The following is a 13308-nucleotide window of genomic DNA, read 5'->3' on the forward strand; positions in this document are numbered from 1 at the left end:
TTCGGATTGGGACTTTTTTTTGATAAAAAAGAATATCATTATTTTTTATTCTTTTTATTCTTCTTCGCTTTTTTTGATTTTGCTTTGGCCTTTTTAGCTTTTATCTTGGCTTTGACTTTAGCTTTTTTAGCTTTATCCTTTTTGGCTTTTTTTGCCTTTTTAGCTTTTGCTTTCGCTTTTTGCTTTGCTTTCTCTTTTGCGTCGGCTTTTTTAGCCTTTTTCTTGTCTTTATCTTTCATTTTTACTTTTTTTTTGATTTCGTTTTTACTTTTTTTCTTATTTGAAACGTCACTATTATCCTCTAGACTAATAGTAGAAATCTCTATCGTTTCCATTATGATTTCTTCAATTACCGGTTCTATGATTTCAACGGGTTCCGCTACAGGTTTAACGACTTTTGTTCTTCGAGCTCTAATTGGCTTATCAATTTCAGGTTTTGTTGGAGATACTGTATCAGTTTCCGTTTCTTTCTTTTGTATCATAATTTATAGTATTAGCTTTTATTCAATTAAACGAATATTGTTCTGGTGTTATTAAATTGTTAAGTGATTGTAAGTAAATATAGTGATTTATTGCACTGGTCAATGTTAAGTTTTTCAGAACGATTCAGATAATTTATTCTGATTTGCAGCAAATTGTAACCAAGGAAGGAAGTGTTTTCTTTTTTAAAAGAAAGAGATTGTATAAATGATTAGGAAAGTAGAATGTATTATCCTAATGTGGCGTTAAATAAAAAGTCACAACTCTGAGTTTCAGAATTGGGACTTGATTTTATCGGTATTTATCGTTTAAACCAATGTTTTTAAGTATCATTGGTTTTATTTTTTCGATCCGGGAACGTTTGGTTTCTTCTCGTTTTGCAGTTTCAATATATTCTAAGAATTCATATTGTTTGTAAGGAGAGAATTTTAGAAAAGCATCTGCTAAATTGGCATCAGCATCTAATTCCTTTTGAAGAAGTTCAGAAAGGATAGGTTCTTTTTTCTCGGGTTTACTGTTCTTTCCTTGTTTTTCATTGGTAATCGCTTCCTGAATATAATCTAATACTGCCGCTTCATTGACTTCTTCTTTTGATGAAAAGCGCCATTGTCGCAACGATTTGGTAACGCCTTCTTGCGCGTTAACTAAAACTTTTTTTTCATCTTTCAGAAAAACACCGTTAAAAAAACAAATTGTAAAATAATTTTTGAATCCTCCAATTCCGAGCACGTTTTTACCATTCAGGACATAAACAATACCGCCCCATTTGGTAGTTTCCACGAGTTCAGTTTTGACAATAATTGATTTTAGAAATTCTAATTCTTCTGACCAACTGTTGTTTTTATCCCAAGAATGAGTCGTTTTTGAGGATTCCAATAAATTATTTTTTAGATGAATCTTCTGTTGCTGTCAATTCAGCAATTTTCACAATTACTTCAACCGCTTTTTGCATACTTTCTACAGGAACGTATTCGTATTTTCCATGAAAATTATGTCCGCCAGCAAAAATATTGGGACAAGGCAATCCTTTATACGATAATTGAGAACCATCAGTTCCGCCACGAATGGGTTTAATAAGTGGTTTAATACCTATTTCTCTCATCGCTTTTTCCGCAATATCCACAATATGTTTCACAGGTAAAACCTTTTCTTTCATATTGTAATATTGGTCTTTAATCTCAGTGATAACAATAGCTGAACCAAATTGTTTCGCGAATTTTTTATTGATTTTTCGAGTAATTTTTTCGATTAATTCTTTACGTTTCTCAAATTTTTTCTTGTTATGATCGCGAATGATTAATTCCAAAACGGTTTCTTCGATACTTCCGGTTAAATGATGTACGTGAAAAAAACCTTTGTATCCTTTTGTTGTCTCGGGTGTCTCATCAATTGGTAATTCATTGATAAAATCATTGGCAATCAACATAGAATTGATCATTTTTCCTTTGGCATAACCAGGATGCACGCTTTTTCCTTTGAAAATAATTTTGGCACCAGCCGCATTAAAATTTTCATATTCCAATTCGCCTATTTGACTACCATCCATTGTATAAGCCCAATCCGCTCCAAATTTAGCTACATCAAAATGATGCGCGCCACGACCAATTTCTTCATCGGGCGTAAAACCAACTCTAATTTTTCCGTGTTTGATTTCGGGATTGTTGACAAGGAATTCCATTGCAGTCACAATTTCAGTAATTCCGGCTTTATCATCGGCTCCTAATAATGTTGTTCCGTCAGTAGTAATCAAAGTTTGCCCTTTGTAAAGTAATAGATCTTTAAAATAGCTCGGTGATAATACAATGTTTTGTTCGGTATTTAATACAATGTCTTTACCATCATAATTAGGGATAATTTGAGGTTTTACATTGGCACCAGTAAAATCGGGTGTAGTATCAAAATGTGAAATAAATCCAATTACAGGGACTTCATGGGCCACATTACTTGGCAAAGTTGCCATGATATACGCTTTGTCATCTATTGTTACGTCTTGCATTCCAATGGCTTTTAGTTCTTCAACCAGTTTATTGGCTAAATCCCATTGTTTTTTTGTGCTGGGTGTAGTTTCAGAGTTGGGGTCAGATTCCGTATCTATAGTTACGTAGCTGATGAAACGGTCAATTATATGTTGCATTTTAATTTGTTTTTATGCAAATATAAACATTTTTTCAGGAGCTTTTTTGAAGTAAATCAACAAGTAATTTCTCATTTTTTTTAACAGCTTAGATTCATTGAAAATGAGAAATACATTCCTGTTTTTCAATGTACATAATCTTGCAGATATAAAAAAAACCACCCGAAGGTGGTTCAAATTAATCTCTCATTTTAGTTAACTTGTCTTTTGTTTTATCGAGATCTCCTTCCAGCTTATTTATTTTTATTTGTTGTTTACTGATTCGGATATTTTCTTTCTCAATTTCAATAGAACTGAGCTTTCCTTTAGATTTCTTTTGTTCAAATTTTTCTTTGAGTTTAATTAAATTTCTTTCTTCATTTGAAATCTTTGTTTTTAGTGTACTAATTGATTTTTCACTGGAAAGAATTTTGTCTTGTCGTTTGTCAAAAGCTTTTTGTTTTTTTTCAAAATCCTTTTGCTCTTTTTCGATTTTATTAGCTACTCTTAGCGCTTTTTTCTCAGCTTTGAGTTTGTCTTTTAGTAGTTTAGCTTCCTCTTTTAAAGCTTTTTCATTTGCGTTATTTTGTATTGCTGTTGCGACAACCCCAGTTTCTGCAGCCTTAGACACAATAACAGTGTCTTTAATTGTTGTTACAGTAGTTTTTGTCGCTAATTTGGTGGTGTCTTTTTTTGTTTCATTCTTAATTGCTTGCGCAAAAAATAGTTGAAAACTGGAAAGCAAAACAGCTGTAAAGAGTAATTTTATTTTCATATCTGTATATTTTTAAGTTGATAAAAAATTAAATAAATACTAATTTAGTTAGTACTAATATAAGAAAAAACATTGAAAAAAAATATTTTATTTTGAATGAAGCAGTTTGAAAGTGTTTTTTTTTATTTGTAAATAGCGGGGAACAAGTGTTTTGTTTAACTACTGTTTTTTGCTATTTCTTCTTTGGCTACAGCCAAATCAAATGTTGATGTATAATTTTTTTTCGAAATATTTAATTATCGATGAGATAGTTCTATTTTTGCACCAACAACACTACAACTATGTATAAAGTATTCATTCGCCCATTTCTATTTTTGTTTGATCCGGAAAAAGTCCACTATTTTACTTTTTCATTGATTCGATTTTTGTCTAGAATTCCTGGATTTACCTCTCTTTTTAAATTGCTTTATGAAGTTAATGACCCAAGGTTGGAAACAGAAGTTTTTGGTTTGAAATTTAAAAACCCAGTTGGACTTGCGGCTGGTTTTGATAAAGATGCCAAGTTGTATAAAGAATTGTCCAGTTTTGGTTTTGGTTTTATCGAAATAGGAACGCTTACTCCAAAAGGACAGGAAGGAAATCCTAAAAAACGATTGTTTCGTCTGAAAGCAGATAGCGCCATTATCAATAGAATGGGATTCAATAATGGCGGAGTTCAGGAGGCTGTTGAACGATTAAAGAAAAATACTGGGGTTCTCATAGGAGGAAATATTGGTAAAAATAAATTGACACCAAACGAAGAAGCCACTTCGGATTATGAAATCTGTTTTGATGCTTTGTATGATTATGTGGATTATTTTGTGGTGAATGTAAGTTCGCCAAACACACCAAATCTCCGAGCCTTACAAGACAAAGCGCCGTTGACACAATTACTGCAAACGCTTCAAAATAAGAATTTGGCTAAGCCAAAGCAAAAACCAATCCTCTTAAAAATCGCTCCAGATTTGACAGATGAGCAATTATTGGATATTATTGATATTATCAAGGAAACTAAAATCGCGGGCGTTATTGCCACAAATACTACGATTTCCCGTGAAGGATTACAATCGGAGAATAAAACTGAAATGGGCGGTTTGTCAGGAAAACCATTAACGCAACGTTCCACTGAAGTCATCCGATTTTTATCTCAAAAAAGTAAAAAAGCGTTTCCTATTATTGGAGTAGGGGGAATTCATTCTGCCGATGATGCGATTGAAAAATTGGAAGCCGGAGCGTGTTTGGTGCAATTGTACACGGGTTTTATTTATGAAGGCCCGGGATTAGTGAAAGCCATAAATAAAAAGATTTTAGAAAGATTGCAACAACCCATATTTTACTAAAAGCCCTGTCAATAATGCAATGCCAAAACTCAATAAGGTTCCGATAAGAACATATTCAGTAAGTTTTCGGTCTTTGGCTTCTTTTAAATCTCCAAATCGGAAAATAGATTTTGCAGCCAATAAAAAACCAATGGCTTCAAAATGGGCAGTAATGACAAAATAAAAAACGAACAGGCGTTCCAGTATTCCAATGTAATTTCCGGCATTGGATAAGGAATCGTCGCTTGTTTTGTTTTCAGGAGTCCAAATAGAAATAATATTCTTTATAAGTATAGATGTAGGCTTTGTCAGTAAAAGTATTCCAGTCGCAAAGATCCAAAATCGGTTGTCGAATGCTGTAAAATCAATACGTTCGTTATTGTAAAATAGTGTAATTGCTATGAGCACAATAAGATGTAACAGTTGGTCAATTACAAACCAGTTGCGTTTTGTTTTATTTTTTTGAAAATGTAATTTCAAAAAATCAATTCCTCCATGCGTTACCGCCAGTAAAATGGCAAACCAAACAAAATCAGTCCCGCCAACTAAAGCCCAAGCCAAAATAAAATGAAGCAGTGTATGGATATAAAGATAAATACTTTTGTGTTTTCTGCTTTCTTTATCTAAAACCCAAGATGTAGGCTGGAATAAAAAATCACCAAGTAAATGTGCCAATAATAGTTTTACAAAAATAATCATACACTGAGGTTTTTAATTTTTTTTCTGAAATGATTATCTAATTCCAGCACCAAATCAAACTGCGCTCGTTTTCGTCTGCGACTTACTGCGGCTTGATTTATACCGAGTCTCACGCCCATTTCTTCTTGAGAAAGTGATTTGTTTTCTATGGATGCCAAAACAAATTCAGCCGATTGCACCAGCCAATTATCCATAAAGGTCAATCCTAAACGGAGCATTAAATTCATTTCTGTATCTAAATCGCTATTGCCAGAATTAATGGCTAAGGTTGTTTTTTGTTTTTTTAAAGTTTCGAAAAGCTCTCCCGAACGAACGAACGCAGTTCCGTTGCTTTCAGAAATTGTGGCTGCTGTATAGGTTTTATCGCCAAAACCAATACTCATTCTCGCGTCGAGCTTTAATGTTTTTAGATAGGCCTTAATTTGGAAAGCTGTCAGTAGCGCTTCTTCTGGATTTATAATTTCCATCTGAAATTCGTCACCACGATAAATTTCCCATTCACTCGGGTTTTTACCTTTGGTATTCAATAGTTCTTTCAAACCGTCAATCCATATTTTAGAGGGTAGTTTTCTTGAATTAACGATGTCTCCAGTGATTATGCTTGTCATATCCAAATATAATTAAAAAAGTAAAGGTCTACTTTAAAAGTTTAAAATAAATTATTACCAAATAACGTAATAATATTTAATATTACCAAATTATGTAATAATTAAAATTATTACCAAAATACGTAATAATGTCAATTTTCAAAAATTTAAAACTGATAATTTAAAATTCATAATTGTTTTTCTATCTTTGGCTTTCTATGGAGCCAATAAAAATTATAGAATGTCCACGTGATGCCATGCAAGGCATAAAGCCATTTATTCCTACGGCAAGAAAAGTGACTTATATCCAGTCTTTATTGCGTGTAGGATTTGACACCATCGATTTTGGAAGCTTTGTTTCGCCTAAAGCCATTCCGCAAATGCAGGATACCGCTGAGGTTCTGGCACAACTTGATTTATCTCAAACCCGAAGTAAATTATTGGCGATTATTGCTAATACACAAGGGGCAACTTTAGCGTCATCGCATCCCGAAATACAGTATTTAGGTTTTCCTTTTTCGATTTCAGAAAATTTCCAAATGCGGAATACCCACAAGACGATTGCCGAGTCATTAATTACGTTACAGGAAATTCTTGAAATTGCCGATAATACGAATAAAGAAGTAGTAGCGTATCTTTCTATGGGATTTGGTAATCCTTACGGCGATCCTTGGAGCGTTGAAATAGTAGGGGAATGGACTGAAAAATTAGCTTTAATGGGAGTCAAAATTTTATCACTTTCGGATACGGTAGGAAGTTCAACACCAGATGTGATTTCGTATTTGTTTTCGAATTTAATTCCAAAATATCCAAAAATTGAATTTGGCGCTCATCTTCATACTACGCCTGATAAATGGTTTGAGAAAATTGATGCGGCTTACAAAGCGGGTTGCCGCCGTTTTGATGGGGCTATTCAGGGTTTTGGCGGATGTCCAATGGCAACGGACGATTTAACGGGTAATATGCCTACAGAGAAACTATTATCCTATTTTACTTCTCAAAAAGAAAAAACTGACATGAGTCCTATAAGTTTTGAAAGTGCTTACAATGAGGCTTCGAAGCTATTTGGTGAATTTCATTAAAAAATAAAAATGGCAGTTGTGGTTGAACTCAATATTTTGAAAATAATAAGTCTATGATTGATACGTTTGTTATACAATTCCCCAATTTACTTTTAACATACTAATATGATGAAACTACGGGCTGTCCATAGAATTTTAGGCGTACTAATTCTGATACTATTTTCGTCTTCATGTGCAAGTGATTTAGACTATAATCAAGTCTATGATATAAAATTAGAACCGGTTTTTATTGCAAATTTAGCCTATTTTGATATTCCTGCAGATGAATTTGTTACCGGAGGAATGGAACACACCGTTATTACGGATGCGCCAACTGTCGATGTATTCAATGATAAATTTTTTAGAGACAACTTAAAAAGAGTCGATTTATTTTTTGAAGTTAACAATACCATAAATAGGGGGTACAGAATAGATTTAGTATTTCTGGATAGAAATAATCAGCCTGTTCATTCCACAAATTTTACCGTGCTAGCGTATACCGGTGTAGAAAATATAGTTACTAAAACTGAAGTATTTGAAAATGCAACGCTGGACTTATTAAAAAGAACGACAAAAATTACTTTCACGCTCACCATGTTTGCCGGTCCACCATTAAACGAAAATAGCACAGGAAGTTTAAAATTACGTTCAGGAGTAACCGCTTATTTTGTAGTAGAATGAAAAAAATAATTGTAGTCTTTGTTCTATTTTTATCGGTTAAAAGTATTTCTCAAAACAAGCAAATTTTATATAATTTCACTTCAGTGCCTCAGTCTTTGCTGACTAATCCGGGTTCTGATGTGAAGTACAATTGGTATTTTGGGATTCCTTTATTGTCTGGTATTTCTACAAATGTTGGTTCGAGTGGATTCTCCGCGTATGATTTATTTGCTGATAATGGAGTAGATTTTAACGTGAAACTGCGAAATGTAGTATTCTCCACAACAAGAAAAGATAGAGTAGTCCTAAACGAACAAATAGAATTATTTAACGGAGGCTTTAAAATAGCGGGAGATCAAGGGGATTCCTATGTTTCTTTTGGTATGTACCAAGAATTTGATTTTATGAGCTATGTGCCTAAAGATATTGCAATTTTGGCTTTAGACGGAAATAGAGATTATTTGGGTAAAGTATTCAATTTAGGGGATTTGAGTGTAAAAGCAGAAATGCTCTCCGTTTTTCATCTTGGATTTCATAAAAAAATAAATGAAAAATTAATTCTAGGAGCGCGAGGAAAGATTTATTCCAGTATTTATAATGCTAATTCAACTAGTAATTCAGGATACATTTATACTATTCCTTCCACACAAGGGGTTTATGAACAAATGATTTATTCGGATTTGCAACTCAATACATCGGGAATTGCTAAATACGATGATGAAGATTATGAGCCAAATGCAGTAAAAGACATTACTAAAAGAGCCTTTCTAGGAGGTAATTTAGGTTTGGGATTTGACGCTGGTTTGACTTATTATCCAAAGAAAAATATTCAATTAACTGCAAGTGTCATAGACCTTGGTTTTATAAAACATACCAAAGAAGTAGAAAGTTTGACTTTTAAAGGGGCTTACAAATACGAAGGTGTTATTCCCAAATTCAGTTCTGGAAATTCAGCAGAAAATGGATACCAAGAATTTAAGGATGCCATTCCTTTGGATACTTTGTATGCTGATTACACTACATGGCGACCTACGAAATTCAACACTTCCATTCAGTTTTCATTTGAAGAGGAAGTATCCGAAGATTGCAACTGCCTTAATTATGATCCTGAAACTATTTATAAAAGCGCAGTAGGTGCCCAATTATTCGTAATGTCCACTCCGAGAACGCCTTTAGTTGCTTTTACGACCTATTACAGAAGAAAAATTTTCAATTCGTTGCAAATGAAAGCAACCTATACGATAGATTCCTATTCTTATAAAAATATAGGGTTGGGATTATCCAGTATGTTTGGACCGGTTAATTTCTATGTTCTTGCCGATAATCTTTTGGAATATAAGGATGTTACCAAAGCCAATAGTCTGTCTTTTCAGCTAGGGCTTAATGTTATTTTTAAGAATAGTAAAAAATAAATTATATTCTAAAATTGTACTTTTCTTCGTTTAAATCGTTTGAAAATTTCTATCCAAAGTACCGAAACAAATCCCACTAAAATACTCAAGCAAATTTGATAGCCAGAAACCCTTTCGAACTCGAAGAAATGGGCAAATAAAGGAACAAACAGCAATAGAACAGTGATTAGAATGGTTGCGCCTATAATCATCGGAACTAAATTATTTTTGTAGCGTAAAGTTGTAAATATAGAATAGTAAAAAGAACGGTTGGTGAGTGTCAAGAAAATATTGGAAGCAATCAAAGTGAGGAATACAACAGTTCTTGTGGCACTTTCGGAGCAATTATCAGCCACACAATATTGGTAGACAAATAAAAGTCCCAACGTAATTACAAGTCCTTGAATAATACTTATCGTTATTTCTTTCAGTTTAAAAAAGGTAGTGGTAAATGGTCTTGGTTCGAGTAGCATCAAATTGCGTTCCATGGGTTCATTTTCATAAATTATAGAACACGTAGGCCCCATAATTATCTCCAGAAAAATGACATGAACCGGAGAGAAAATATTTGGATAAATCCATCCTAAAGCCAAAGGAATAAACACAATCATGATAATTGGAATGTGGATGGAAATGATGTATTGAATCGCTTTTTTTAGATTATTATATATTTTTCGGCCCATTGCAATCGCATCAATCATTTTAGAAAAATCATCGTCAATAAGGATAAGATTGGCGGCTTGTTTGGCAATTTCGGTTCCCTTTTTACCCATTGCAATTCCTATGTGTGCTGACTTTAAAGCGGGTCCGTCGTTTACACCATCACCTGTCATGGCTACAATTTGATTGTTGTCTTTCAGTGCTTTTATGATTTTGAGTTTGGCTTCAGGAAACATTCTTGTGAAAATTGCAGTTTCCATTACTTTTTCTTTCAAAGTGGCGTCGTCCATTGCCATTAGTTCATCTCCATTGAGTGTTTTTTCTGCGTTTCGAAAACCAATTTGTTTGGCTATGGTAGCTGTTGTCGCTGCATTGTCACCTGTAACTATTTTCACTTGAATCCCAGCCTTATAAAATGTTTCAAAAACTGCTTTTATATTCTCTTTTGGCGGGTCATAAAAAGCGACCAATCCTTTGAAATCAAAAGAAAATTCTTGTTGTGTTTTTGGATAATCAGTTCCTGAAAATTTAGCAACGCCAACACCCAGAACGCGAAATCCTTCCATTGCCATAGTTGTCATTGCAGTAAGGATTTGTTGCGTTTCTTTTTCGGATAGATTAGAGCATGCAATTAATGCTTCGGGAGCACCTTTGGCAGCAATAATTCTCGTCCCATTTTGGTTTTCAAAAATATGGGTCATCATGGGAGGTTTTCCACACAATGGATATTCATGTATTAATTTGAAATTGGCTCGTTCATCTGGGATTTCTATTTTTGAATAGGCTTCATGTAATGCAATTTCCATTGCGTCAAACGGAATGGGTTCGCTGGCCCACATGGAGAGCGTTAATAATTCCTGCTCATCATTATTTAACTGCTTCTTTGGATTAGATATTTCATTCGATGAAAAAGTATACCATTGCGCCAAACTCATTTTGTTTTCGGTAATTGTTCCCGTTTTATCGGTGCAAATTACGGTGGCACTGCCCAGAGTTTCTACAGTTTTTGTTTGCTTGACAATTATTCCCATATTCATTAAGCGCCAAGCACCAAGTGCCATAAAAGTGGTAAAAGCCACTGGGATTTCTTCAGGAATGATACTCATTGCCAAGGTCAAGGCTTTTAATAAACTGTCTAAGACATCTTTGGAATTATAATAATTAATAATCCAGACGATACCAAAAATTGCCAGTCCTACAAAAGACATCTTTTTTACAAAGTTCCCAATTTGTATTTGCAAAGGCGTTTTTTCTTCGATAATCGTTTCCAGACTTTTTCCTATTTTGCCTAATTGGGTTTGGTTCCCAATGGCTGTTACTTCACAAATGGCTAAACCACTGGTGACAATTGTTCCAAGATATACCTGATTGTTTTCGGACGTTTCATTTTTAAAGACAGCCAGCGATTCACCAGTAAGAACAGACTCATTTATGGAAAAATCATTAGATTTAATGATGATACCATCTGCGGGGATAAAGGTTCCTTCTTCGGTTTGAATGAAATCACCCAAGACAATTTCCTCACTTGGGATTTCTATAATTTTGCTATTGCGAATGACTTTACTTTTAGGTTGAGATAATTTTTTTAAAGCTTCGATTGCGTTCCTGCTTTTCGATTCCTGATAAAGTGATATCGTAGAAACCAATATAATGGCAATAGCCATGAAAATTCCATTGCCAAAATCGCCTGTAATAAAATAAATGCTGGTAGCAGTCAAAAGCAACAAAAACATGGGTTCTTTAACCATTTCGATTAAAGAAGTGAAGAAGTTACTTTTGTCCTGATGCACTATGGAATTTGCACCATATTTTGTTCTTGATTGCAAGACTTCATCATTTGAAAGTCCTTTTATTTGTTGTTGAGGTTCTGTCATAGCAAAAAATAAATGAATCAAATAGTATCGATTATAAAAACACGGAAAGATGTATTAGAGAAAAACTCTATAATGCAATTTAATCATTTATTATAAAATTTACTCGTTTTTTTGCTTAAGATTGTTTATATTTGCACGCAATTAAACTCCAACTACAATTGCAATGATCGCACACAACTCTAAGATTATCGGTGAAGGATTAACTTACGATGATGTTCTATTAGTTCCTAACTACTCAAATGTGCTTCCTCGCGAAGTGAGTATTCAATCAAAATTTTCAAGAAATATAACACTTAATGTTCCAATTGTATCTGCTGCTATGGATACTGTTACCGAAAGTGCAATGGCAATTGCTATGGCGCAAGAAGGAGGAATTGGTGTTTTGCATAAAAATATGACTATCGAGCAACAAGCTGCGAAAGTTAGAAAAGTAAAACGTGCGGAGTCTGGAATGATTATCGATCCAGTTACTTTGCCATTGACTTCTACAGTTGCAGATGCTAAAAATGCGATGAAAGAATTCGGTATTGGAGGTATTCCAATTGTCGATGAAAATAAAAAACTGAAAGGTATTGTTACGAATAGAGATTTACGTTTCGAAAAAAACAATGCCAGACCTATCGTTGAGGTAATGACAAGTGAGAACTTGGTTACAGTTGCCGAAGGTACTTCTTTGGAACAAGCCGAAGTAGTTTTGCAAGGGTATAAAATCGAGAAACTTCCAGTAGTAAATGCGGATTATAAATTAGTTGGTTTAATTACGTTTAGAGACATTACTAAATTGACTCAAAAACCAAATGCAAACAAAGACAAATACGGACGTTTACGTGTTGCGGCTGCATTAGGTGTTACTGCAGATGCTGTTGAAAGAGCTACTGCTTTGGTTAATGCCGGAGTAGACGCAGTTATAATCGATACTGCCCATGGACATACAAAAGGAGTTGTAGATGTACTAAAATTAGTTAAAGCTAAATTCCCTGACTTAGATGTTATTGTTGGTAATATTGCCACTCCTGAAGCAGCCAAGTATCTTGTTGAAAATGGAGCTGATGGTGTGAAAGTAGGTATTGGACCAGGTTCTATTTGTACTACTCGTATTGTTGCTGGTGTTGGTTTTCCTCAGTTTTCAGCTGTTCTTGAAGTAGCAGCAGCGATTAAAGGTACTGGAGTTCCCGTAATTGCTGATGGTGGGATTCGTTACACAGGTGATATCCCTAAAGCGATTGCTGCGGGTGCTGATTGTGTAATGTTAGGTTCACTACTGGCAGGTACCATGGAATCTCCTGGTGAAACTATTATTTTCGAAGGAAGAAAATTCAAATCATACCGTGGAATGGGTTCTGTTGAAGCGATGCAAGAAGGTTCAAAAGACCGTTATTTCCAAGATGTGGAAGATGATGTGAAAAAACTGGTTCCGGAAGGAATTGTAGGTCGTGTTCCTTACAAAGGAGAATTGAACGAAAGCATGCAACAATTCATTGGTGGCCTTCGTGCCGGAATGGGATATTGTGGTTCAAAAGATATTCCAACGTTACAGGAAACAGGGCGTTTTGTTCGTATTACTGCAAGCGGAATCAACGAAAGTCATCCTCATAACGTAACGATTACGAAAGAAGCTCCGAATTATTCTAGATAATTTATCGCTTAAAATCATAAAAAAAAAGGCATAATTAATTCCATTTTAGGGGATTAATTATGCTTTTTTTTATT

The 13308-nt window shown here is 34.3% G+C and carries 12 protein-coding genes; 5 read left to right on the forward strand and 7 right to left on the reverse strand.

Translation table 11 applies throughout. The annotated features are described in order from the left end of the window. Nucleotides 1-38 precede the first annotated feature (38 nt). From E0I26_RS09375 to E0I26_RS09390, 4 genes are all read right to left on the reverse strand, one after another. The gene (locus E0I26_RS09375; protein ID WP_205728791.1) at nt 39-482 is read right to left on the reverse strand and encodes a hypothetical protein; all 444 of its coding nucleotides are present in this window, start codon (nt 480-482) and stop codon (nt 39-41) included. A 289-nt stretch (nt 483-771) separates the two neighbouring features. After that, on the reverse strand, nt 772-1356 hold the full coding sequence (locus tag E0I26_RS09380; protein ID WP_131916227.1) for a YdeI/OmpD-associated family protein: 585 nt from the start codon (nt 1354-1356) through the stop codon (nt 772-774). Between the two features lie 4 nt (nt 1357-1360). Next, nucleotides 1361-2614 (reverse strand): peptidase T, encoded by a 1254-nt coding sequence (pepT, locus tag E0I26_RS09385; RefSeq protein ID WP_131916228.1) that lies wholly within the window; start codon nt 2612-2614, stop codon nt 1361-1363. A gap of 178 nt (nt 2615-2792) precedes the next feature. Further along, the gene (locus E0I26_RS09390; RefSeq protein WP_131916229.1) at nt 2793-3368 is read right to left on the reverse strand and encodes a hypothetical protein; all 576 of its coding nucleotides are present in this window, start codon (nt 3366-3368) and stop codon (nt 2793-2795) included. A 281-nt stretch (nt 3369-3649) separates the two neighbouring features. Here E0I26_RS09390 and E0I26_RS09395 point away from each other — a divergent pair, with 281 nt between their 5' ends. Beyond that, nucleotides 3650-4687, forward strand: coding sequence for a quinone-dependent dihydroorotate dehydrogenase (locus E0I26_RS09395; protein WP_131916230.1), 1038 nt, complete (start codon nt 3650-3652; stop codon nt 4685-4687). Here E0I26_RS09395 and E0I26_RS09400 read toward each other — a convergent pair. Next, a complete protein-coding gene (locus tag E0I26_RS09400) occupies nt 4655-5365 on the reverse strand; it encodes a DUF3307 domain-containing protein (RefSeq protein ID WP_131916231.1) in 711 nt (236 codons plus the stop codon). The two genes, E0I26_RS09395 and E0I26_RS09400, sit on opposite strands and share 33 nt — an antisense overlap. After that, nucleotides 5362-5973, reverse strand: coding sequence for a hypothetical protein (locus E0I26_RS09405; protein ID WP_131916232.1), 612 nt, complete (start codon nt 5971-5973; stop codon nt 5362-5364). Before E0I26_RS09405 ends, E0I26_RS09400 begins: the two co-directional genes overlap by 4 nt. 197 nt (nt 5974-6170) lie before the next feature. On the opposite strand from E0I26_RS09405, the gene E0I26_RS09410 reads away from it, so the two are divergent. The 3 genes from E0I26_RS09410 to E0I26_RS09420 all read left to right on the forward strand — a co-directional run bounded on the left by E0I26_RS09410 (nt 6171) and on the right by E0I26_RS09420 (nt 9085). Further along, nucleotides 6171-7034, forward strand: coding sequence for a hydroxymethylglutaryl-CoA lyase (locus tag E0I26_RS09410; protein WP_131916233.1), 864 nt, complete (start codon nt 6171-6173; stop codon nt 7032-7034). Nucleotides 7035-7139: 105 nt separating this feature from the next. Next, entirely contained in the window at nt 7140-7694 is a 555-nt protein-coding gene (locus E0I26_RS09415) for a hypothetical protein (protein ID WP_235831750.1), read from the forward strand. Next, nucleotides 7691-9085: a DUF5723 family protein gene (locus tag E0I26_RS09420; RefSeq protein WP_131916234.1), complete on the forward strand. Its 1395-nt coding sequence runs from the start codon at nt 7691-7693 to the stop codon at nt 9083-9085. The genes E0I26_RS09415 and E0I26_RS09420 overlap by 4 nt, the downstream gene beginning before the upstream one ends. A gap of 8 nt (nt 9086-9093) precedes the next feature. Here the strand turns inward: E0I26_RS09420 and E0I26_RS09425 are convergent, their stop codons facing one another. Next, entirely contained in the window at nt 9094-11598 is a 2505-nt protein-coding gene (locus tag E0I26_RS09425; RefSeq protein WP_131916235.1) for a cation-translocating P-type ATPase, read from the reverse strand. Nucleotides 11599-11761: 163 nt separating this feature from the next. On the opposite strand from E0I26_RS09425, the gene guaB reads away from it, so the two are divergent. Then, nucleotides 11762-13234, forward strand: a complete 1473-nt coding sequence (guaB, locus tag E0I26_RS09430; protein WP_131916236.1) for an IMP dehydrogenase — start codon at nt 11762-11764, stop codon at nt 13232-13234. Nucleotides 13235-13308: the final 74 nt, after the last annotated feature.

It is taken from the genome of Flavobacterium rhamnosiphilum (assembly GCF_004349195.1).
Taxonomy (GTDB): domain Bacteria; phylum Bacteroidota; class Bacteroidia; order Flavobacteriales; family Flavobacteriaceae; genus Flavobacterium; species Flavobacterium rhamnosiphilum.